The 21,263-nt window shown below is 64.5% G+C and carries 20 protein-coding genes and 2 pseudogenes; 15 read left to right on the top strand and 7 right to left on the bottom strand.

The annotated features are described in order from the left end of the window. Positions 1 to 20 precede the first annotated feature (20 nt). The 4 genes from KZO24_RS27535 to KZO24_RS27520 all read right to left on the bottom strand — a co-directional run bounded on the left by KZO24_RS27535 (position 21) and on the right by KZO24_RS27520 (position 4,752). Positions 21 to 1,355, bottom strand: a complete 1,335-nt coding sequence (locus KZO24_RS27535; RefSeq protein ID WP_486488250.1) for a c-type cytochrome — start codon at positions 1,353 to 1,355, stop codon at positions 21 to 23. After that, positions 1,352 to 3,508, bottom strand: a complete 2,157-nt coding sequence (locus tag KZO24_RS27530) for a xanthine dehydrogenase family protein molybdopterin-binding subunit (RefSeq protein ID WP_486488249.1) — start codon at positions 3,506 to 3,508, stop codon at positions 1,352 to 1,354. Before KZO24_RS27530 ends, KZO24_RS27535 begins: the two co-directional genes overlap by 4 nt. Beyond that, positions 3,501 to 3,956, bottom strand: coding sequence for a (2Fe-2S)-binding protein (locus KZO24_RS27525; protein WP_486488248.1), 456 nt, complete (start codon positions 3,954 to 3,956; stop codon positions 3,501 to 3,503). The genes KZO24_RS27530 and KZO24_RS27525 overlap by 8 nt, the downstream gene beginning before the upstream one ends. A gap of 139 nt (positions 3,957 to 4,095) precedes the next feature. Further along, positions 4,096 to 4,752, bottom strand: coding sequence for a response regulator transcription factor (locus tag KZO24_RS27520; RefSeq protein WP_486488247.1), 657 nt, complete (start codon positions 4,750 to 4,752; stop codon positions 4,096 to 4,098). Positions 4,753 to 4,975: 223 nt separating this feature from the next. On the opposite strand from KZO24_RS27520, the gene KZO24_RS27515 reads away from it, so the two are divergent. The 8 genes from KZO24_RS27515 to KZO24_RS27480 all read left to right on the top strand — a co-directional run bounded on the left by KZO24_RS27515 (position 4,976) and on the right by KZO24_RS27480 (position 11,454). Then, complete coding sequence (locus KZO24_RS27515) at positions 4,976 to 6,070, top strand: Zn-dependent alcohol dehydrogenase (protein ID WP_486488246.1); 1,095 nt, start codon at positions 4,976 to 4,978, stop codon at positions 6,068 to 6,070. 11 nt (positions 6,071 to 6,081) lie between these two features. Beyond that, complete coding sequence (locus tag KZO24_RS27510) at positions 6,082 to 6,714, top strand: glutathione S-transferase N-terminal domain-containing protein (protein ID WP_486488245.1); 633 nt, start codon at positions 6,082 to 6,084, stop codon at positions 6,712 to 6,714. A 5-nt stretch (positions 6,715 to 6,719) separates the two neighbouring features. Beyond that, the gene (locus KZO24_RS27505; RefSeq protein ID WP_486488244.1) at positions 6,720 to 7,073 is read left to right on the top strand and encodes an alpha/beta fold hydrolase; all 354 of its coding nucleotides are present in this window, start codon (positions 6,720 to 6,722) and stop codon (positions 7,071 to 7,073) included. A gap of 47 nt (positions 7,074 to 7,120) precedes the next feature. Continuing rightward, entirely contained in the window at positions 7,121 to 8,476 is a 1,356-nt protein-coding gene (locus KZO24_RS27500) for an aldehyde dehydrogenase family protein (RefSeq protein ID WP_486488243.1), read from the top strand. A 10-nt stretch (positions 8,477 to 8,486) separates the two neighbouring features. Further along, a complete protein-coding gene (locus KZO24_RS27495) occupies positions 8,487 to 9,332 on the top strand; it encodes an aldo/keto reductase (protein ID WP_486488242.1) in 846 nt (281 codons plus the stop codon). Between the two features lie 93 nt (positions 9,333 to 9,425). After that, entirely contained in the window at positions 9,426 to 10,835 is a 1,410-nt protein-coding gene (locus KZO24_RS27490; RefSeq protein ID WP_486488241.1) for an aldehyde dehydrogenase family protein, read from the top strand. A 126-nt stretch (positions 10,836 to 10,961) separates the two neighbouring features. Next, positions 10,962 to 11,096, top strand: coding sequence for a thioredoxin domain-containing protein (locus KZO24_RS27485; protein WP_486488240.1), 135 nt, complete (start codon positions 10,962 to 10,964; stop codon positions 11,094 to 11,096). Positions 11,097 to 11,211: 115 nt separating this feature from the next. Beyond that, on the top strand, positions 11,212 to 11,454 hold the full coding sequence (locus KZO24_RS27480) for a glutathione S-transferase C-terminal domain-containing protein (RefSeq protein WP_486488422.1): 243 nt from the start codon (positions 11,212 to 11,214) through the stop codon (positions 11,452 to 11,454). Positions 11,455 to 11,513: 59 nt separating this feature from the next. On the opposite strand, the pseudogene KZO24_RS27475 reads toward KZO24_RS27480, so the two are convergent. Next, positions 11,514 to 12,382, bottom strand: a pseudogene (locus KZO24_RS27475) (SDR family NAD(P)-dependent oxidoreductase). A gap of 225 nt (positions 12,383 to 12,607) precedes the next feature. On the opposite strand from KZO24_RS27475, the pseudogene KZO24_RS27470 reads away from it, so the two are divergent. From KZO24_RS27470 to KZO24_RS27455, 4 genes and pseudogenes are all read left to right on the top strand, one after another. Then, positions 12,608 to 12,772: pseudogene (locus KZO24_RS27470) on the top strand (helix-turn-helix domain-containing protein); the annotation flags it as partial. 63 nt (positions 12,773 to 12,835) lie between these two features. Next, entirely contained in the window at positions 12,836 to 13,510 is a 675-nt protein-coding gene (locus KZO24_RS27465) for a LysR substrate-binding domain-containing protein (protein WP_486488421.1), read from the top strand. 542 nt (positions 13,511 to 14,052) lie between these two features. Beyond that, positions 14,053 to 15,066: a zinc-binding alcohol dehydrogenase family protein gene (locus tag KZO24_RS27460; protein ID WP_486488239.1), complete on the top strand. Its 1,014-nt coding sequence runs from the start codon at positions 14,053 to 14,055 to the stop codon at positions 15,064 to 15,066. 107 nt (positions 15,067 to 15,173) lie between these two features. After that, the gene (locus KZO24_RS27455; RefSeq protein ID WP_486488238.1) at positions 15,174 to 16,004 is read left to right on the top strand and encodes an SDR family oxidoreductase; all 831 of its coding nucleotides are present in this window, start codon (positions 15,174 to 15,176) and stop codon (positions 16,002 to 16,004) included. Between the two features lie 17 nt (positions 16,005 to 16,021). On the opposite strand, the gene KZO24_RS27450 is transcribed toward KZO24_RS27455, so the two are convergent. Next, entirely contained in the window at positions 16,022 to 16,954 is a 933-nt protein-coding gene (locus KZO24_RS27450) for a LysR family transcriptional regulator (protein WP_486488237.1), read from the bottom strand. Between the two features lie 118 nt (positions 16,955 to 17,072). Between KZO24_RS27450 and KZO24_RS27445 the strand changes: the two genes are divergently transcribed. From KZO24_RS27445 to KZO24_RS27435, 3 genes are all read left to right on the top strand, one after another. Beyond that, entirely contained in the window at positions 17,073 to 17,621 is a 549-nt protein-coding gene (locus KZO24_RS27445; protein ID WP_486488236.1) for a carboxymuconolactone decarboxylase family protein, read from the top strand. 4 nt (positions 17,622 to 17,625) lie between these two features. Beyond that, positions 17,626 to 17,811, top strand: coding sequence for a hypothetical protein (locus KZO24_RS27440; RefSeq protein ID WP_486488235.1), 186 nt, complete (start codon positions 17,626 to 17,628; stop codon positions 17,809 to 17,811). A gap of 92 nt (positions 17,812 to 17,903) precedes the next feature. Next, positions 17,904 to 19,217 (top strand): MFS transporter, encoded by a 1,314-nt coding sequence (locus tag KZO24_RS27435; RefSeq protein WP_486488234.1) that lies wholly within the window; start codon positions 17,904 to 17,906, stop codon positions 19,215 to 19,217. Here KZO24_RS27435 and KZO24_RS27430 read toward each other — a convergent pair. Then, complete coding sequence (locus tag KZO24_RS27430; protein WP_486488233.1) at positions 19,129 to 21,246, bottom strand: TonB-dependent receptor; 2,118 nt, start codon at positions 21,244 to 21,246, stop codon at positions 19,129 to 19,131. The genes KZO24_RS27435 and KZO24_RS27430 overlap by 89 nt on opposite strands. Positions 21,247 to 21,263: the final 17 nt, after the last annotated feature.

The raw sequence follows: 21,263 nt of genomic DNA, 5'->3' as shown, positions 1-21,263 counted from the left end.
AGTTCTCCTTTGGATTGAGGCTATTCCTCGCGCATCCGCTTCACGACCTCGGTGGTGATGCGGGACGGCTTGGAGCCGAAGCGCGCGGTGACGTAGTTGGCGACGTCCGCGATCTCGGCGTTGGTGTAGGCGGCGCGGAAGCTCGGCATGTATGCTCCCGGTCGCTCGGGTGAGCCGCCCGTCCCATTGAGGATCATCATCGCGACGTTGGCGGCGGTTCTGTCGTTCACGGCGCGATTGCCGGTGAGCTGCTGGTCGGAGGTAATCGCTCCGCGACCGCTCCATGCGTGGCAGCTGGCGCACGCACCCTGGAAGATCCGCTTTCCGGCGACGTTGTCCTTGGGGCCGGCGCTCGCAATGGCGGGGGCGGGGCCGGCCATCTCGGGTGACGCCTTGGTGCGCACCGCCGGGATGGTGTGAAGATAGGCCACCATCGCCGCGATGTCGGAGCTGGTAAGACGGCTCGTGCTCAGTTCGACGGCTTCCGCCATCGGACCCGACGCGACGCCTCGCCCTTCGGCATGGCCCTTAGAGAGATACTGGGCGAGCTCAGCGTCGGTCCATGCGCCGATGCCGCTCAGACGGTCTCCGGTGATGTTGTAGGCGTTCCACCCCTCGGCCTGTCCACCGGAGAACTTCGCTCGGGTGTTCATCGCCTGCATCAGCGTCCGAGGCGTGTGGCATTCGCCGCAATGCCCGGCGGCCTCGACCAGATAGGCCCCGCGGTTCCATTGCGGGCTCCGCTCGGCGATGGGCTCGAACCGCTTGCCCGGATTAAAGAACGCACCCCAGATCGTCATCAGCCAGCGCTGGTTGAACGGGAAGGCGAACGTGTTCGGCTGGTTGGCTCGGCGGACCGCTGGCAGCGACGCCAGGTAGCGGCGTATCGACAGCACGTCGTCGTCCGTCAGCATGGTGTAGGACGCGTATGGGAAGGCGGGATAGAGTCGCTCGCCGTCGCGACCGATGCCCTTGTGGACCGCGCGGACGAACTGGGCGTCGGTCCACGCGCCGATCCCGGTCTCGCGATCGGGTGTGATGTTGGGTGTGTAGATGGTGCCGAAAGGCAGCTTGAACGGTCGTCCGCCCGCGAACGGCGTGCCGCCCTTCGCGGTGTGGCATGCGGCGCAGTCCGCTGCCTCTGCGAGGTAGCGGCCCTTCGTGAGCGGATCCACTTTCGCCAGTTCGGCTGGCACGCCCGTTATCGGCGCGCGTGTGTATTCCGAAAGGGCGACCCGCGTCCCTCCGGCGAAGGCGAGGGCATCGGGCAGGAAGAGCATCCGCCACGCCACCACGAGGATGAGAAGGAGGGCGGCTGCGGCGAGCATAAGTAGGTTTCTGCGACGGCCGGTCATGACAGTGCGCCTTTCGCCAGCAGGGCGGTATCGACGGGCATCCGGGTCAGGTGGACGCCGGTGGCTGCGTAGATCGCGTTGGCGACCGCCGCCTGCACCGAGACGGTTCCGGGTTCCCCGATGCCGCCGGGCACCTCCGCGTTCCGGACGACGTGGACTTCGATCCGCGGCGTCTCGTCCATTCTGACGACCCGGTAGTCATGGAAGTTGCTCTGTTCGGTCCGGCCGTTGGCGATCGTGATACGACCATGAAGCGCCGCGGACAGTCCGAAGACGATGCCACCCTGAATCTGGGAGACGATGCCGTCTGGGTTGACGGGCGTGCCGCAATCCACCGCCGATGTCATGCGGAGAACCCGGACGCCGCCATCGTCGTCGACCGAGACCTCGGCGATCGTGCAGACATAGGTGCCGAAGGCGTATTGCAGGCTGATGCCGCGTCCATGGCGATCAGGTAGGGGCGATCTCCAGCCGGCCTTGTCAGCGGCCAGATCGAGCACGGCGCGTGCGCGCACCTGCTTCCCGATCAGGCTTCTGCGGAATTCGAGTGGATCGCGCTCGACCTCGCTCGCGACGCGATCGACGAAGCTCTCGGTCGCGAAGACGTTCATGTTGGGGCCGACGCCCCGCCAGAAGGCGGTGGTGATCCCGCGTGGTTCGTGGCGGACCCACGTCACGTAGCTCGACGGGAAATCGTAGGGCGTCTCGGCGGCGCCATCGACAGCGTCGCTGTCGATCTTTCCGTCAAATGCCGGCGGGAGCCAGCGCCCGACCACGGTCGGTCCGGCGACCTTGTGGCCCCAGGCGACAGGCTTGCCGTCCTTGACACGGGCACGCATCCAGCTGCCGTAGACCGATCGATAGGGAGCGCGGGCGATGTCCTCCTCGCGGGACCAGACGACCTTGACCGGTCCATCGACATGGCGGGCGATGCGGACGGCCTTGCGGACGCCGTCCACCTCGAGCCGTCGACCGAAGCCTCCGCCGATCAGGTGGTTGTGGACCGTCACCCGCTCGGGCGGCAGTCCGGCCTCCTCGGCGGCTGCGCGCTGCGCCATCGTCATGACCTGCGTGCCGACCCACACCTCGCAACTGCCTGGCGTGACGTGGACGGTGCAGTTCATCGGCTCCATGGGCGCGTGCGCGAGCAGCGGAATCTCGTAGAACTGCGAGATCACGTCCTCGCCAGCGAGCTTAGGCTTGGCTCCCGTGTCGACTGCCACCGTGCCCTCGGACTTGCCAGCCTCGGCGAGTGCCATCCGCAGGTGCTCGGTGGACAGCGATCCGAACTCGCCATCATTCCACTGGATGTCGATGGCGGCGAGCGCACGCATGGCCCCCCAGCTTGTGTCCGCGACGACGGCGACGAGATCGTCGAGCAGGATGATCTGGCTGACGCCGGGAAGCCCGCGCGCCTGGGTGTCGTCGACATGCGCGATTTTTCCGCCAGTTACCGGCGCGCAGGACAGGCTTGCGAACTTGACGCCCTCGGGCATCGCGTCGATGCCATATTTGAGCGAGCCGTTCGTCTTCTCCGGTGTGTCGAGACGTCGATGCGACCGGCCGATCAGGCGGAACTGCTCCGGTTTCTTGAGCGTCGGCTGTGCTGGTGGTGTCTCGAACATCGCGGCGGCGGCGAGGGAGCCGTAGCCGGCGCGCCGGCCACTGCCATCGTGGATGACCTCGCCGTCCGCCGTCCGACAGCTTGCCGGATCGACGTGCCAGCGCCGGGCAGCCGCTGCGACCAGCATGGCGCGCGCGCTCGCGCCCACGTTGCGTAAGGGCAGCCAGTAGCCTCTGACCGAAGTCGAGCCGCCGGTGGCCTGCACCTTGAAGATGGGGTTGCCGTAGAGCTTGTCGCTCGCCGGCGCAGCTTCGAGCGTCACACCGTCGAGCGGGAGGTCGAGTTCCTCGGCGATCAGCATCGAGAGTGCAGTGTAGATGCCCTGACCCATCTCGGTCTGTGGCATGATGAGGGTGGCACGGCCGTCGCCCGCTATGCGGATGAACGCGTCTGGTGCGAAGGCGGCGGTGGTCGTGTCGGAGACGGCGGCTATGCTGGCGCTCCGGAGGTTGACGCCGAGGAGGAAGACCGCGCCTCCGGCGGCGGCGAAGCGGAGGGCGTCACGCCGTGAGACAGCGGCCTCAGGCACGGACGGCTGCCTTCTTGATGCCCTCGCGGATGCGGACGTAGGTGCCGCAGCGGCAGATGTTGCCGGACATGGCTGCGTCGATGGCGTCGTCGTCGGGTTTCGGGTTTGAGGCGAGGAGCGCCGTGGCGGCCATGATCTGCCCCGACTGGCAGTATCCGCACTGGATGACCTCGAGATCGAGCCACGCCTTCTGCACGGCCGCTCCGATCGGGGTGGCACCGATGCCTTCGATGGTGGTGATGGCGCGCTTGCCGACGGCGCCAACCGGCAGCCTGCAGGATCGCACGGCCTCCCCGTCGACATGGACCGTGCATGCACCGCACTGGGCAATGCCGCAGCCGAACTTCGTGCCCGTCAGCCCCAGTATGTCGCGAAGGACCCAAAGCAGAGGCGTGTCGCCATCCACGCTCGTCTCGCGTCTCTCACCATTGATGTTGATCTCGACCATGCCGTCCTCCCTGCGAGGGGAGCTTGCCGCACAGGGGGCGTTGGGCACAGCCATACCCTGGTATGGCCAGAAGCGTCATTGGGCGAGGTTGGGATGGAGCTGGAACTTGACCGGATGGCGGGCAACGCAGCCGGGCGACCTAGAGGTCGAGCAGTTCGATCTTGCGGATCATGTCGGCGACCGAGATGGACTTGAGCTTCTTGCCCGCGCTCGAACGGTGCATCTTCACGGTCACCTCGGTGATGCCCAGCTCGTATGCGATCTGCTTGTTGAGCAGTCCCCGAGCTACGCCGCGCAGCACGTCGGTCTCGCGCAACGTGAGTTGCTGTGCGAGCAGGCGGACAGAGTCGCGCTCTCGTTGTTGGAGGCGTCGTTCGCCATCGCGTTTGAGCGCATCCGACACCGCGTCCAGCAACTCCTGCTCGCGAAAGGGCTTGGACAGGAAGTCGAGGGCACCGGCCTTCATAGCGCGGACCGTCGTCGGCACATCTGCATGGCCGGTGATGAAGATGATTGGGATGGCGATCCCCTGGCTCGCCAGCTGCGCCTGCAGTTCGAGGCCGCTCGAACCGGGCAGCCGCAGATCGAGCACCAGGCAGCTCGGGCAATCCGGCAGCATGTCGTCCAGCATCTCGGCCGTCGTCCCATAGACGACCGCCCGCATGCCGACGGATTCGAACATGTCGCTGAGGCTCTCTCGGATGTCCGGGTCGTCGTCGACCACCAGGACGACGGGTTTCTGGACGGTGCCGACGCCATTGGCCGCCTTTGCTTCACTCAACAACGCGGCCTCCATTCTACATACGATCCACTTTGCCCGACATCGACCGTAGATGCCAGCTAAGTCGATCGGGCGACACAATACTTCGGTATGGGTTCGAGTAGTTCCCGCCGCGTGTGCATACCCAGTGAGGCGGCACCCATACCGGGGTAGGGCTGGCTGTCGAAGCTCAATCCAGCATCTTTAGGCGAGCAAGGCCCCCATCCGGTGGGCGATCGCCAAATGAGGATGATTGGGCATGAAAGCAGCAGTTTTGAACGCGAACGAGGGCCGCTTCGACATCGAGGAGGTTCGCATTGACGCGCCGAAGGGCCGCGAGGTCCTGGTCGACGTGAAGGCGTGCGGGCTGTGCCACTCGGACCTCCACCTCGCCGAGGCCAATTACGGCACGCCGCTCCCGGCGGTTCTCGGTCACGAGCTGGCAGGTGTCGTACGCGAGATCGGTCCGGACGTCCGCGAGCTGAAGGTCGGCGATCACGTCGTTGGCTCGCTCGTCCAGTTCTGCGGTCACTGCGTGTCCTGCTTGTCGGGCCGGACCTACCAGTGCGAGCATCCCGAAGAGACGATGCGAGCGGCCAGCGACGGCCAGCGCCTCACCCGCGCCTCCGACGACACGCCCGTCTATACTGGTTGGGGCACAGCCGCTTTCGCCGAGCAAACGCTTGTCCATGAGAACCAGCTCGTGAAGATCCCGGACGAGGTGCCTTTCCCGCAGGCGTCGGTCCTCGGCTGCGGCGTGATCACCGGTGCCGGTGCCGCGATCAACTCGGCAGACCTCAAGACCGGCGACACGGTCGTGGTCATCGGCATCGGTGGTGTCGGGCTAAACGCGATCGCGGGCGCGAAGCTCGCGGGCGCCTCGCACATCATCGCGATCGACAACCAGCCCGGCAAGGAGGAGCTCGCCCGCAAGTTCGGTGCGACTGACTTCATCAATTCGGGCGAGGGTGACGCGGTTGCTGCGGTCAAGGCGATCCTGCCGCGCGGCGCCGACCACGCTTTCGAGGTCATCGGCCTTCCCGTGACATCGGAGCTCGCCGTCAACGTCGTCCGTCCGGGTGGCGCCGCCTACCTCATCGGTCTCCACCGCCCCGGTGAGACCTTCCCGGTCGCGGGCCTGGACGTGATCATCCGGCAGATCGAGCTGAAGGGCGTGTTCATGGGTTCGAGCAACATTAAGCACGACATCCCAATGTATGCTGACCTCTATCTCCAGGGCCGTTTCAACCTGGATGACCTGATCTCGCGGGAAGTGAACATCTCTGAGATCAACGAGGCCTATGAGGACCTGAAACACGGCGCGATCGCCCGCTCGGTCATCACCTCGTTCTGATCGGCCGCTTCATGAAGCTCTACACGCATCCGGGCGCCAGCTCGCTATCCGTCCACATTCTCCTCCGCGAGATCGGCGAGCCGTTCGAGCTCGAGGTCGTCAACGTCACCAAGAAGGTCCGACCCGACGGGAGCGACTACCGCGCGGTCGCTCCGCGCGGGATGGTCCCGCTCATCGAGATAGGCGACGGACCCGATCTCACCGAGAACATGGCGATCGCGCAATATGTGTGCGACCGCGCCGGCCGGGTCGATCTCATGCCTGCCGCCGGGACCATGGAGCGGTATCGCGTCATGGAGTGGCAGAGCTTCGTGGCGGCCGAACTGCACAAGAGCTTCGGGCCGCTCTATTGGCAGATCAGCGACGAGATGCGGGACATCGTCATCGCGCGGATCAACGGCAGGCTGGCATTCGCTGAGCGCGATCTCACCGGGCCGTATCTGACCGGAGACATTTTCACGGCCGCGGACGCCTACTTCTTCGTGATCGCCAGCTGGACCCACTATTTCGGGATCTCGCTCGACCCCTATCCCCGGATCGCCGCTCTGCTCGCGTTCGCAGGCCAGCGGCCGACGGTGCGAGCAGCTCTGAAGGCCGAGGGCCATGGACTCGTTAGCGTGGCCGATCCGATCCCCCAGCCATGAGGTCCATGGAACAGTTCTCCGTGGTGCATCCGTCATCCGCAGACGTCGATGGCGTCCGCATCAACTTCCGCGTCGCAGGACCCGAGCATGGCCCGGTGCTGCTGCTCATCCACGGCTATCCCGAAATGGGCATCACCCGGCGCAAGGTCGTCGCGCCGCTGACCGCCGTCGGGTTCAGGCTCGTGATGCCTGACCTGCGTGGCGCGGGAGGCTTTGCCCATCCGCTCATGCTCGAGGGGATGGCGCAGACTGTCTCCGTCGCAGTCTTCCCGAACGCAGGTCACTGGCTGGCCGAAGCGAACTCGGAGGCCGTCGCCGATGCGCGGTCGGCTTTCGCATCACAGGAGAATGCCCGATGACCCACCGTCTTCTCATCGATGGAGACCTTGTCGAGGGTGCGCTCTCGATGGACGTGATCGACCCGACCACGGCGCAGCCGTTCGAGAAGGCCCCGCGCGCCAGCGTAACCCAGGCAGAGGTGGCCATCGCCGCCGCGCGGCGTGCGCAGCGCGCATGGGGAGCTCTCGGTTACGAGGGGCGCCGTCCGTATCTCGAGCGCTTCGCCGACGCGATGGAGGCCAATGCCGACCGGATTGCGGAGACGCTGACGCGCGAGCGCGGCGGCCCGATCGCAGACTGCCGCTTCGAGGTCGGCCGTGCGACCGACGCCATCCGTTACTTCGCGACCCAGACGCTCGAGGATCGCGTCATTCGCGAGAACCAGCGCGAACTGATCGTCGAGCAGCACTATCCGCAAGGCGTCGTCGTCGCGATCATGCCCTGGAACCGGCCGATGACGCTGCTCTCGTTCAAGCTGGGGCCGGCGCTGATCACTGGTAACACTGTCATCGCGAAGCCGGCTCCGACGACGCCGCTTGCCACGCTGATCCTTGGTGAACTCGCGGCTGACATCTTCCCGCGCGGCGTGTTCCAGACGCTGGTCGATGCGAACGATCTCGGATCACTGCTCTCCGGCCATCCCGACGTGGCCCATGTGAGCTTCACCGGTTCCACGCCGACGGGCAAGAAGGTGCTGACCTCGGCCGCTGAGACCCTGAAGCGGTTCACGCTCGAGCTGGGCGGGAACGACGCGGCCATCGTACTCGACGACGTCGATGTCGAATGGGCCGCGGACAAGATCTACGCGGCTGCGTTCATCAACGCCGGCCAGGTCTGCTACGCGACCAAGCGCGTCTACCTGCCCCGCGCACTGGCCGTCGCCTTGACATCTGCCCTCACGCGCCGCGCGCAGGCCGCTGTCCTTGGCGACGGTATGGATCCATTAACCACGATGGGGCCGCTTCAGAACAAGATGCAGTTCGAAAAGGTCCTCGGCTACATCGCGTCCGCCCGGGAGGAAGGCGGCACCTTCCTGACTGGCGGGGAAGCGACCGGCAACGGCTACTTCATCTCGCCCGCCATTGTCACCGGGCTTCCGAACGACGCGCGTCTGGTGCTTGAGGAGCAATTCGGACCCGTGCTGCCGATCCAGGTCTACGACGATCTGAACGAGGCCATCGCGAGCGCCAACGACGTCGAATACGGTCTGGGCGGCACGATCTGGACCGGCGACGTGAAGCGCGGGATTGAGGTCGCGAGTAAGATCGAGACGGGCACCATCTGGGTGAACCAGCACATGGCCTTGCCGCTCGACGTGCCGTTCGGCGGAGCGAAGGAGTCTGGCATTGGCCTTCAGAACGGCATGGAGGGGATGAAGGACTTCACGCAGCTCCGCATCCTCAATGCCAAGCTGGCTGCGTGAGGAGAGGCATATGAACAATCTGACTTTCTCTATCGGAGGTGACCTGAATGTCTCTCGTCTTGGCTACGGTGCGATGCGCGTCACCGGGCCGGGGATCTGGGGACCTCCGGCCGATCGGGAGAAGGCACTCGCTACTCTGCGTCGCATCCCCGAACTGGGCATCAATCTGATCGACACCGCCGACAGCTACGGTCCCGGCGTGTCCGAGCCGCTTATCCGCGAGGCGCTTTTCCCCTATCCTTCGGGCCTGCACATCGCGACCAAGGCCGGTCTGACCCGCCCCGGTCCGGACCAGTGGGTGCCGCGAGGCGATCCCGAATATCTCCTGACGCAGGCGCTGCGCAGCCGTGAGGCGCTTGAAGTCGAGCGCATCGACCTCTGGCAGCTCCATCGCATCGACCCGCGTGTGCCCCGCGACGAGCAGTTTGCCGTCATTAGGCAGCTGTTGGACACCGGCGTTATCCGCCATGCGGGTTTGAGCGAGGTCAGCGTTGATGACATCGAGGCTGCTCGCGCGGTCTTCCCGGTCGCCACGGTGCAAAACCGCTACAATCTCGCTGATCGCGGGAGCGAGGACGTGCTCGACTATTGCGACGCGAACGGCATCGGGTTCATCCCGTGGTTTCCGCTGGCGGCTGGTCGGCTCACCGAGTCGGGGTCGATCCTCGAGCGGATCGCTGCGCGGCACGGCGTCGGCTCGGGCCAGATCGCGATCGCCTGGCTGCTCCAGCGAAGCCGGGTCATCCTTCCCATTCCTGGAACGACTTCGGTCAAGCATCTGGAGGAGAACGTCCGCGCCCTCGCCATCGCCCTGACGGGTGAGGAGTTCGAGCAGCTCGACGCCGCCGGCCGCTAACTGAAACGAAAATATCTCGACCACCATCGAGCCTGCGTTCGCTCCATCGTTCGCGGGACCAAAGCACCCACGTCCAATTTAAAGGTGACAACCATGCAGGCAAGACTTCTGATCGACGGCGCTCTCGTTGACGGTGCCCATTCCATTGACGTGATCAATCCGGCGACCGGCAAGACGTTCGCGACGGCGTCTCGTGCGGACGAGACCCAGGCGCTAGCGGCTATTGCCGCCGCTTCGCGCGCGTTTCCCGCATGGGCGTCGCTGAGCTTCAAGGATCGCGCCGCCACGGTTTCCGATCTCGCAGAAGCTATCGAGTCCCGCAAGGACGAGTTCGCCCGTCTCCTCACCCAGGAGGTCGGCAAGCCGCTTGTCGAGGCTGGTTTCGAGGTCGCAGAGACAGTGGATGCCCTGCGGTTCTTCGCAAAGCAGGATCTCGCCCCGAAGGTTCTGCACGACAACGACGAAGAGCTCATCGTCGAGCAGCGCTATCCCCAGGGTGTAGTGGCTGCGATCACGCCGTGGAACTTCCCGCTGGCGCTGCTGTCCTACAAGATCGGCGCCGCTCTGGTGGCGGGCAATTCGGTGATCTCCAAGCCGGCACCGACCACGCCTCTGACGACGCTGCTCCTGGGTGAGATCGCCGCCAACATCTTCCCGGCCGGCGTCTTCCAGACCCTCGTCGATCAGAACGATCTCGGGCCACTCCTGACCAGCCATCCCGACATCGCTCATGTCAGCTTCACCGGATCGACGCCGACGGGCAAGAAGGTACTCGCCTCGGCGGCTGACACTTTGAAGCGGTTTACGCTCGAACTGGGTGGTAACGACGCGGCGATCGTCCTCGACGACATCGACATCGAGACGATGGCTCCGAAGATTTTCTTCGCCGCGTTCATTAACGCCGGCCAGGTCTGCTTCGCGACCAAGCGTGTCTATGCGCCCCGGGCGATGGTCGACGCGCTTTCCGCCGCCCTTGCAAAGCTGGCGAACGAGGCTGTCGTGGGCGATGGCTTGGAGCAGGGCACGACGATTGGCCCGATCCAGAACAAGATGCAGTATGACAAGGTGCTGGGCTTCATCCAGTCCGCGAAGGACGAAGGTGGCACCTTCCTTGCGGGTGGCGAGGCCATGGAAGGCGATGGCTACTTCATCCGCCCGACGATCGTGACGGGTCTGTCGCACGACGCGCGCCTGGTCCGCGAGGAGCAGTTCGGTCCGGTGCTGCCGATCCTGCCGTATGACAGTATCGACGAGGCCGTTCAGTGGGCAAACGAGATGGAATATGGTCTCGGCGGTATCATCTGGACCGGTGACGTCGAGCGCGGCGCCGAGGTGGCATCGCGGATCCAGACAGGCACGATCTGGGTCAACCGCCATCTGGTCCTGCCCAAGGACGTTCCGTTCGGTGGCGCCAAGCAGTCCGGCATCGGCGTCCAGAACGGCATCGAGGGCATTGAAGATTTCACCCAGCGCCGCGTTCTCAACGTGAAGAAGGCCGCCTGATCTCAGGGTCGTAACGCTCCCACGACCCGCTGCGGCATCGGCGAAGGGTAACCTTTCGTCGGTGCTTCGGTCGTCGTGTGGCGGAGCAAACATTTGAAGCTGTTCGCACATCCCGGGACGAGCTCGATGTCCGTTCACATCCTCCTGCGGGAGGCAGGACTGCCGTTCGAGATCGAGATGGTCAATGTGCAGGCCAAGGTGCGGCAGGACGGCTCGGGGTATGGCGCGGAAGCGGGTCGGGGCCTTGTGCCGTTGCGGTAACTGGCCGACGGTAAGACGATCACCGAGAACACCGTAATAGCCCACGTCATCTGCGATGCGGCGGGACGCGCCGATCTGATGCCCCCTTAAAGGTTCGGTTGAGCGCTACCGGGTGATGGAGTGGCGGAGCTGGATCGCGTCGGAACTGGACAACGCGCTCGGTGACAGAGACTTCCTGACGGGCGACCGTTTCACTGCGGCCGACGCCTACATGTTCGTGATCGCGAGATGGGCGCTCTTCTTCGGGATCGATCTCGAAGGGACGCCGACGCTGAGGGCCTATCTCGCCCGCAGAACGTCCGTGATGGATGCGCTCGCGGCCGAGGGGCCGGGTCTGGTCTCGCTCATCTCCTCCTAATGACCGGCGTGGGTGGCGAGCGACCTGAGATGTTGCCTGCCCACGCCCCGCCGGTGCCGTCAGCCCACGAAGTCGGCGCTGCGCGTCATGTCCGCCCACTTCAAATCGGACGCGGCGACTGCCTCGGCCGCCTTCGCGGAATATTCCAGCGCGTCGCTGCCGAGAAGCAGCTCCACCGGAGCATCATCGGCTCCCGCGATATCCAAGAGCACCTGCGCGATGCGAGCCGGGTCGGACGTCTCGTTGCCGCTGTTGGCGCGGAGCATCTCCGCCCGGCGGCACACCGTCGCCTCATAGGGTTTGCTCGGTGTCGGCGGCTTCATCGATGAAGCCGCCCAGTCGGTGCGGATGCCACCTGGCTGCACAACAGTGACCTTGATGCCAAGCGGTGCCACCTCCTGCGCAAGGACTAGCGAGAAGCCCCTGACAGCGAACTTCGCACTTTGGTAGGCCGAAAGGCCCGCGACAGCGAGGCGGGCTCCAACCGATGCGATCTGGAGAATGTGGCCGGAGCCCTGCTCGCGCATGACCGGAAGGATGGCGCGGGTCACGTTGACAACGCCGAAGAAGTTCGTCTCGATCTGGCGCCTGAAGTCGTTCGACGCCATGTCCTCGACGGACGCGACATCGGCATAGCCGGCGTTGTTCACGAGCACGTCGATCCCTCCGAATGCAATGACTGCGCGCTTCACCGCATCGATCGCCATTGTCTCGTCCGTCACGTCAAGTCCGACGGCGAGGATCTTGTCCGGATACTTTTTTCTAGATCTGCCAATGCCGAGATGTCGCGGGCGGTCGCCACGACCTGATCGCCTGCTTGGAGCGCGGCCAGCACAATTTCTCGGCCGAGCCCCCTCGCACCGCCCGTCACAAACCATGTGCGCTCGGAAGAAGATCCGACAACTGACTCCTCGGTGTGGGCGCTCAGCTGAATGGCGTCGCTAGTCGGGAACGTCTCTTCTAGTGCCTCGTCGAGCGCTGCGTCCCGCTGCGCCTTTTCGTCGACCGGACGCTCGTGGTCTGCGTGTTCCATCTTGATCTCCTGGCGGCTTCGAATTTTGGATATCGCGTGAGGTGGTGAGCGCGCCAACCTGAGCGATGGTATGCGTTCCGATGGTGCAGACTCCGCTTGCATGTGACCGGCCATGCATGAATGAATGGCGAAATGGCAGGTCGACTTTCCGTAAACAGAATCAACTGGGACGATGTCCGGCTATTCCTAGAGATCGCACGGGCGGGCACGCTGACGTCGGCTGCGCGTCAGCTAAAGTTAAGCCAGCCGACTGCCGGTCGCCGACTCCGTGCGCTGGAGGAGGCGGTGGGTTCGTCCTTGTTCCAAAGGACGGCCTCTGGCTTCCTTCTGACGGACGAAGGTGAGGCGATGCTTCTGCATGCGGAGCACATGTCCGAGGAGGCGAACGTCCTCGAACGCAAACTCGCAGGCGGCGCCCGCGGCCTCGAGGGGGTGCGCATTTCGGCTTCCGACTGGGTCTCCTCCAAGGTGCTTGCCGCGCCGTTGGGATCACTGACGGCCGAGCACCCCGGTTTGACGATCGAACTCGTGGCCGATTCCAGGATGCTGGATCTCCAGCGTCGCGAAACCGACCTGGCATTCCGTTTCTCGCGTTTCAGTGGTGCCGACGTCGTCCAGCGTCGGCTGGTGACGATCAGCTACGGACTCTACGCGTCGCGGGGGTATCTCGAACTTCGGGGTGATCCAACTGGGACCGAGACGGGGACCGGACATCAGCTGGTCACTATGAACTCCGCGCTGGATAGACAGCCGGATGTGACCTGGCTCCGAGCGCGCTGGGCCGATGCCGGACTGGCGTTCCGTAGCAACAGCCGGGAGGCCCAGGCGGCAGCGTGCGTGGCGGGCGCCGGGGTAGCGGTTCTGCCCCGGGTGATCGCGGACAGGCTGGACCTGGTTGAACTTGGCGGAGACGCGCCGCCGTCCCGCGAACTCTGGCTCGGTTATCACGAGGATCTGCGCCGCCTGAGGCGGCTGAGGGTGCTTATCGAGCATCTGACGGAACAACTGCCAGCGGAGATCTGATGGCTGCGCGCCATACTGAAGTAGGGGCGCAGTCACCTTCCGTAGAATGGTTTGGTCCGTAATCACCGGGCACGATGAAGAGGCCGCAAAGATAGGTCCTTTCCATCGGAGAGCCGACATGATGATCGATATCAAAGCCGCAGCCGCCATGTCGAATGCCCCGTCGGGTGCTTCGCCGTTCCAGCCGCTCCAGTGGCTCGTCATCGCCATGGGTTCACGGCCGGGATCGCTCCCGCTGGCCTGCTCACCCTTCGGCCAGGCTCTTGTCGGACTGGTCAGCGGCGAGGAACTGGAGAGTCCGTGTCTCGACACGCTTCGTCATACGGCGTGCATCGCAGGTCGATGCGGCTGGGGATTCCCAGCGCTGAGGTCGGGCGGTTCCTCATGGCCGGCTGGTCGGAGGATCAGTTGGAGGCGCTCATCGAGAGTGTGGGCGACCATAGGTCATGCGAAACTGAACGGTGGGCGTTCGATATTGGCGGTGGCGCACAGCTCGGTCAGCCCCGATTTGAGCTGGGAACGAAGATGATGGAGATTACGATATGAAAGCCGTCGGATATAATGAGGCCGGTGCGATCGAGCGCGCCGATTCCCTACTCGACCTGGAGATCGCACCACCCGAGCCAGGTCCGCGCGACCTTCTCGTCAGGGTTAAGGCAGTGTCAGTGAACCCCGTCGATGTCAAGGTGCGCACTTCAAGCGCGCGCTCGGACACCGCGCCAAAGATCCTCGGTTTCGACGCTTCCGGTGTCGTCGAGGCGGTCGGCTCGGATGTCTCGCTGTTCAACGTGGGCGACGAGGTATTCTATGCCGGCGATATAACCCGGCAGGGGACGAATTCTGAGCTTCACGTCGTCGATGAGCGCATCGTGGGGCACAAGCCGAAGAGCCTGAACTGGGCGGAGGCTGCGGCGCTGCCGCTGACCGCCATCACGGCCTGGGAGCTGCTCTTCGATCGCCTGCGGGCGCCCTATGGCAGCAAGAAGTCGGGCGGGTCGATCCTCGTGATCAACGGCGCCGGCGGCGTCGGCTCGATCCTGATCCAGATCGCACGTCGACTGACCGGTTTGAACGTGATCGCTACCGCCTCCAGGCCCGAGACGATCGATTGGGTGAAGAAGATGGGCGCACATCATGTGATCGACCACCACAAGCCGCTCGACGAGGAACTAGCGCGCATCGGCCATCCCGAGGTGGAATATGTCGCCGGTCTCACCGCCAGCGATCGCTATCTCCCGCTGTTCCCGAAGATCGTGGCGGCGCAGGGTCATATCGCCCTGATCGACGATCCCGCGCACTTCGACATCGTGCCCCTGAAGCGCAAGGCGATCACAGTTGCCTGGGAATTGATGTTCACGCGGTCGATGTTCAGAACACCCGACATGATCGAGCAGCATAAGCTCCTCGAGGAGGTCTCGCACCTGGTCGACGTTGGCGTTCTCCAGACAACTCTGACCAGCACCCTGTCGCCGATCAACGCTGCCAACCTCAAGGAGGTGCATGGCATTGTCGAGAGCGGGAAGGCCATCGGCAAGACCGTGATCGAGGGCTTCTGATCATTGGCCGGCGCGCGGGGCGCTGATGCGCTCCGCCACGCGACTTGAAAATCAATTTGCCCACGTCCCCAGCACGGGCCCGGTGGGCTCCGAGAAGGATAGGACAGATGCAGACCTGGTTCATCACGGGCGTGGGCAGCGGCCTTGGTCGCGCCATTGCCGAAGCCGCCCTGGCGAAGGGTGACCGCGTCGTTGGGACCACTCGCAAGCCGGCCGACGCCGAGGAGTTGGCCGGGCGCTACGCGGATGATTTTCGCGGTGCCATCCTCGACGTGACCGACTTCGCGTCGATACCGAAGGTCGTGGACGAAGCGTTCGCGGTATTCGGGCGCGTCGACGTGGTGGTCAACAATGCGGGTTACGGTCTTTTCGGCGCGGTCGAGGGACTTTCAAACGAGCAGATCCGCCACCAGGTCGACACCAATCTCATCGGCCCCATCGAGGTCACGCGCGCGGCGCTGCCGCATCTGCGCGAGCAAAGGGGTGGCAGGATCGTCGTGATCTCATCCTATGGCGGACAGGCGACCCACCCGGGCGCGTCACTCTACCATGCGAGCAAGTGGGGCGTTGAGGGCTTCTTCGATTCCCTCGCACAGGAAGTCGCCAGCTTCGGCATCGGCGTCACCATCGTCGAACCCGGCGGTGCCCGCACTGGCTTCCGGAAGACGGCAGGCGATCGGCTCGGCTCGGACGTCGAGGCCTATGGCGGGACGCCGATCGGCGGGTTGCGCGCCTATCTCGCCAACCCGGCCGCCGTGCCTCCTGGTGATCCGGCGAAGATGGCCGAGGCCATCGTCGCAAGCGCGACGGACGAACCGGCCCCGCTTCGTCTAGTGTTGGGGAGCGACGCGCATACGATCCTGACTAACACGCTTGCGAAGCGGCTCGCCGATGTCGAGGCGCAGAAGGAGAGTGCCGCGAAGACCGACGCCTCCTGAGCCGGGTTTGTGGCGCCTCAGGCGCTGACGAAGCCGCTCAGTCGGTCCAGCTGGTCGATCTGACGCTTGAGACGGGGTGCTGCGAAGTCGAGAAAGCTCCTCGTCTTCAGTGGCATCTTGCCGCGTCCGGTATAGACAATGGAGACGGGAAGGGGAACCGCCTCGTAGTCGGCCAGGACGACCTTGAGCTGACCCGCCGCGATGGCGGGCGCTGCCTGGTAGAGCAGGATCTGCGTCAGACCGACGCCGGCGATCGCGGCATCGACCGCGCCTTCGCCGGTGTTTACGGCGAGCCTGCATTTCACGCCGACGTTATGGTCCGTGCTCGCGCCCGGCACGCGGAATCGCCACCAGGTCGCGAGATTTATGAAGTCGACGCCCACGCATGGCATCCCCGTGAGTTCGTCTGGTGTCTTGGGTTTGCCGTGTGCCGCCAGAAACTGAGGACTAGCGACGATCGCCCAGGGCATGGCGCCGACTTTGCGGGCGATCAGCTGGCTATCGGTCAGTTCACCGAGACGCACCGCGAGATCGACATGCTGGCCCACTAGGTCGAGATGTTCGTCGGAGAGCGCCAGACGGACCGTTATGTCCGGATGCTGCGCGAGGAACTCGTTGGCGACGGGAAGAACGTGACGGCGACCGAACGACAGCGGCGCGGTAAGAAGCAGCTCCCCTCGGGGGACCAGATACTCGCCGGCAGCCTCTTTCTCCGCCTCTCCCACCTGCTCAAGGATGCGTCGACTCGCCGCCAGATAGGCGAGCCCAGCCTCGGTTAGTTCCAACTTGCGGGTCGATCTCGTGAGCAGCCTCACCCCCAGATGGGCTTCGAGATCGGACAGCTTTCGGCTAAGCGTGGCCACCGGCGCCCCAAGTTTGCGGCCTGCCGCGGACATGCTGCCGCACTCCACGGTTTCGATGAGCAGGGACATGGCTTCCAGTCGATCCATGATCTTTCCATAAAATGGAAAGCTGCATCATGAAAGCGGTATCTTACTCCATCAAATGGCAAGGCGTATTTCTAATCCTGTCGAGGCCAGCACGGCTCTTAGACGACAGGAGAACAACATGTCCCGCATCAACATCCCGACCCGCGACGAGGCCCCCGCAGCCGCTAAGCCGACGCTCGACGCGGTCAACGCGCAACTCGGCCGAGTTCCCAATTTCTTCCGCGCCATCGCAACGAGCCCGGCGGTTCTGGCTGCGCACGGGGCGATGGGACAGGCGTTCGGCAAGGTGCTGGACGTAAAGACGCGCGAACGGATCGCGCTCACCGTGGCGGCGGTCAACGGATGCGAATACTGCAACGCCGCCCATAGCTACACCGGCTACAACTACGCCCATCTGAGCCCCGACGAGATCGCGCTGGCGCGCACTGGCAAGGCGGGCGAGCCCAAGGCCGCCGCCGCTGTTGCATTCGCTAGGAAGGTCGCGGAGACGCGTGGCAAGGTGGACGACGCCGACATCGATGCCGTCCGTGCCGCAGGCTTCGACGACGCCCGGATCGTGGAGATCGTCGCGGTGGTCGCGGAGAACTTCTTCACCAATCTTATTAATAACGTGGCGCGCACCGACGTCGACTTCCCGACGATCGAATTACCGATGCAGGCGGCCTGATCCGATGCCGTCGCAGCTGGACGAGCCCATGGCGCAGTCGAACACCGTATCAACGTATCGCTGGTCCCCGACCATCGTCCGGCTCCTCCTGACGGTAGAAGCCGTGGCAATGGACTGGATCGGGATCGACCCGCTGATGGCCAGAGCCGTCCTCTTCGACATCCGCATGCGCTTCGCTTTCGCACGCTGACAATTCGCTTTTCCAAAGGAGACCCAGCATGTGCCTCAAGATCTACCCGATCAAGGCGGGCAGCTACGCGCCGCTCGTCGCCCCGGTAAACCTTGGGGCGGCGACATGACTGTCGCTTCCTCGACGGCGGCTGGCAAGGTGGGCTGCACACCCTCGTCCGCCGCCGGGGGCTCGGGGGCGCCGTCCTCGCGCTCATCGGCATCACCTGCGCGGTCTGCGTCGCGAACAACTACTACAGCCAGCCCCTTCTGATCGACATCGCGCGAGATCTCGGGATGCCGCGCTCCCTCTCGGGCCTCGTGCCCACGATCACGCAGATCGGGATCGCGGCGGGGATGGTGTTCCTGCTGCCCCTTGGTGACAGAATCGACAACCGCAGGATCGTGGTCCTTCTCCTCATGATCCAGTCGCTCGCGATGGCGACGATGGCGGCCACGACCGACCGGACGCTATTCATGATCGCCTGCCTGATCGCAGGGTTGTGCGGCATCGTGACCTACCTCCTTCCCGCATATGCCACGCGACTTGTCCCTGCCGCGAGACGCGGCGCGGTCACCGGGACGCTCGCAACCGGGATTCTCACCGGCATCATGCTTGGGCGTTCGATAGCTGGGATCGCAGGTTACGAGGTTGGATGGCGCGCGGTGTATGCCGTCGCTGCGCTCGTCACCTTCATGATGGCGGCCGCGATGAAGCGGTCCATGCCCCCGACGCCGGGGCTCAGGGACGAGCGCTATGACGTGCTACTCGGCTCGCTGTGGAGGCTGTTGCGAGAGAACCGGCTGCTCCGGCGCACCACCTTGATGCAGGCATTGGCGTTCGGCGGCTTCAACGCTTTCTGGGTCGGCTTGACCCTGCATCTGCAGCAGCCACCCTTCGGTCTGGATACACGTGCGATCGGGACAATGGCTCTGGTGGCGGTGACGTCCGCGATGGCGGCGCCGTTCGTTGGCCGTCTGGCCGACCGCATGCCGATGGAGCGGGCGGTCCGCATGTCCTTCGTCATCGCGGCTCTCGGCTGGCTCGCCCTCCTGATCCTTCCGCACAGCTACGTCGGGATCATCGCCGGCATGGTGCTCGTCGGGATCAGCGCGATCGGGACCGATGTCACCCTCCGGACTGCGCTATACGGTCTGTCGCCTGATATCCGGATGCGATTGAACGCTGTCTACTCGGCGGGCACGTTCATCGGTGGCGGGATGCTGTCGTTCCTGACGCCTGTCATCTGGACCCATTTCGGATGGAGCGCGGTGGCGATAATGGGCTTGGCGGTCAGCGTGTTGCCGATCATCATTCCAGGGGGAGTCGAGTTGAACGCTAAAAGCTGGCTGAGAGCTCAGCGCCGATCGTCCTTGGCGCTCCACGGTTCGCGACGATCCCGAAGCCTTGATCGATCGCGTAGATGATGTATCGCCGATCAAGCAGGTTGCGCGCAAATATGCGAAGGCGGACGTCGTCGGTATCGACGATGATGCCGGCATCCACGACCGCATGGGCGGCCTGTCCCTCGTTCCGGTCGTTGGCCATCGTGAAGTATTGCCGGGAGTAGCTCCGGACCGACGCGAGCGCGGACAGCTTCCAAGCGTGCCGTTCAATCAACGTGCTCTTGAGGGTCCCGGAGATTGTCAGACCGGGCGCATAGGGGAGGCGGTTACCACTCAGGTCGCCGGCGTCGGTCACGAGGTCGCGGAACTCGGCGGTGTTCCAGGATGCCGCGCCGGACACTTCCAGGCGGCTGATCGGGCGCCATTGGAATTCTCCCTCGACACCACGCGAGCGCACCTTGCCGGTGCTCAGCGTCGCCGTGATGCCATTCTTGACGACCTGCATCTGATATCCGTCGATCGTAGCGAGGTAACCGGCGAAGCTGTAGGTGAGGGTGGGCGAGTGGTGGCGATACCCTGCCTCGAAAGACCATGTCGTTTCCGGCGCGAACGGCACACGGGTGGGGTCGCGGGCGGAGTCGAACCCGCCTGCCTTGAAGCCCTTGGACGCCGAGGCGTAGATCAGTCCGCCATCAAGACGGTAATCGAGCACGAACCTCGGTTGGAACGCGGTCCATTCCCGGTGATACCGCCTGATGCCGTTGGTCGGCGAAACGAACACGCTGCCGCCGTAGAGCAGGGCTGCGACGCTGGAGCCGATCATCGTCTCGTAGGCATAGCGTTTACGATCCAGGGACAGCCTGCCCCCGGTCGTAAGACCGATTCGATCCGTTACCCTCCATCGAAGGTCGCCCATTGCCGATAGCGTGTCGTATTTTCCGTTGGCGACGCTCGTTTCCTTAGCGTCTGGATTGCAGGGCTGGCCGAGGACCGCCTCGGATGCGGGGACGTCGCAAGCGGCGAAAGCCGATTGACCCGGATAGATGCTATCGGCTGGGAAGGTCACTCCGGCGAGGAGCGCCTCGTCGGAGAACATCACGTCAGTGCCCCTATGGACTGACTCTCGGGACCAGCTCCCACCGACGAAACCCGTCACCAACGGCGTGGTGATCTGTAGACGCACCTGTTGCTCGATATTCTCGTCCCGATATCCCCGGTAGCGGGCGGTGAACAGCGGAAGCAAGGACCCGTCTATGTCGAATTGGCGGTTGAGCTTGGTGCGCTGATAGGCGGTGATGGTCTCCAGTGTCAGCGACGACCCAAACCGCAGTGCCAGTTGGAGGTTGGCGGTGCTGATCCTGCGACGCTCGTAGGTCGGCGCGTCAGTCGCGTGCCGGCCGTCGAATGGGTCGGCGGGGAGCGATCCGATCGCGGAGAGCGTTGGCGCCAGCGTCTCGGAAGGGAAGCCGCCGCCATTGTCCGAGACGTAGTTTCCGATGAACGTCGCCGTTAGCGGTCCGGCCTGCGCGACCACCGTCCCGCGGACTGCGTCGACGACGTCGCCGCCCTCGTGCCGCGCGTTGACCATGTTGAACTCTGTGCCCCTGATCGATCGGTGGAGGTAGGCAAACCGCGTATGCACGCTGTCAGACAGTGGCAAATCGAAGGCGAGCCTGCCTTCCGTCCATCGTGGATCCGCGGCGAGCACCGCGGCGTCCGTCGAGAACGTCGAGCCGGGGCGGCGCGACGTGATGGAGATGGCCCCCGCCGATGCGTTGCGACCGAAAAGTGTGCTCTGCGGACCCTTCAGCACCTCGATGTGAGCGATGTCGAAAAAGGGGACGTTGCTGCTCTCAATCCGGCCGAGATACTGGCCGTCTTGGAATACGCCAACGCTCGCTTCCCCGCCGACGCCGAGCGAAGCTGTGCTGACCCCACGGATCGCGAAGGTCGGCACGGTCAAGCCGGTCGCTTCGCCCGTAAGACCGGGTGTTCTCGAGGTGATGTCCGAGATCTCACGGAGCCCCTGGTCACGGATCGCGTCATTGTCGACGAGGCTCACCGCGACCGGAACTTCAATGAGGCGCTGGGTGCGCCGCTGTGCGGTCACCGTTATGGCTCCGTCGC

The sequence above is a fragment of the Novosphingobium sp. NFX11 genome, assembly GCF_057376415.1.
Note: the sequence above shows the minus strand (reverse complement) of the source record. Positions and strands in the feature narration are given on the sequence as shown.

Coding starts and splice junctions, on each gene's coding strand:
- KZO24_RS27535 (WP_486488250.1), bottom strand. CDS start 1,355: ATGACCGGCCGTCGCAGAAACCTACTTATGCTCGCCGCAGCCGCCCTC.
- KZO24_RS27525 (WP_486488248.1), bottom strand. CDS start 3,956: ATGGTCGAGATCAACATCAATGGTGAGAGACGCGAGACGAGCGTGGAT.
- KZO24_RS27520 (WP_486488247.1), bottom strand. CDS start 4,752: ATGGAGGCCGCGTTGTTGAGTGAAGCAAAGGCGGCCAATGGCGTCGGC.
- KZO24_RS27515 (WP_486488246.1), top strand. CDS start 4,976: ATGAAAGCAGCAGTTTTGAACGCGAACGAGGGCCGCTTCGACATCGAG.
- KZO24_RS27510 (WP_486488245.1), top strand. CDS start 6,082: ATGAAGCTCTACACGCATCCGGGCGCCAGCTCGCTATCCGTCCACATT.
- KZO24_RS27505 (WP_486488244.1), top strand. CDS start 6,720: ATGGAACAGTTCTCCGTGGTGCATCCGTCATCCGCAGACGTCGATGGC.
- KZO24_RS27500 (WP_486488243.1), top strand. CDS start 7,121: ATGGACGTGATCGACCCGACCACGGCGCAGCCGTTCGAGAAGGCCCCG.
- KZO24_RS27495 (WP_486488242.1), top strand. CDS start 8,487: ATGAACAATCTGACTTTCTCTATCGGAGGTGACCTGAATGTCTCTCGT.
- KZO24_RS27490 (WP_486488241.1), top strand. CDS start 9,426: ATGCAGGCAAGACTTCTGATCGACGGCGCTCTCGTTGACGGTGCCCAT.
- KZO24_RS27485 (WP_486488240.1), top strand. CDS start 10,962: ATGTCCGTTCACATCCTCCTGCGGGAGGCAGGACTGCCGTTCGAGATC.
- KZO24_RS27480 (WP_486488422.1), top strand. CDS start 11,212: ATGGAGTGGCGGAGCTGGATCGCGTCGGAACTGGACAACGCGCTCGGT.
- KZO24_RS27465 (WP_486488421.1), top strand. CDS start 12,836: ATGCTTCTGCATGCGGAGCACATGTCCGAGGAGGCGAACGTCCTCGAA.
- KZO24_RS27460 (WP_486488239.1), top strand. CDS start 14,053: ATGAAAGCCGTCGGATATAATGAGGCCGGTGCGATCGAGCGCGCCGAT.
- KZO24_RS27455 (WP_486488238.1), top strand. CDS start 15,174: ATGCAGACCTGGTTCATCACGGGCGTGGGCAGCGGCCTTGGTCGCGCC.
- KZO24_RS27450 (WP_486488237.1), bottom strand. CDS start 16,954: ATGGATCGACTGGAAGCCATGTCCCTGCTCATCGAAACCGTGGAGTGC.
- KZO24_RS27445 (WP_486488236.1), top strand. CDS start 17,073: ATGTCCCGCATCAACATCCCGACCCGCGACGAGGCCCCCGCAGCCGCT.
- KZO24_RS27440 (WP_486488235.1), top strand. CDS start 17,626: ATGCCGTCGCAGCTGGACGAGCCCATGGCGCAGTCGAACACCGTATCA.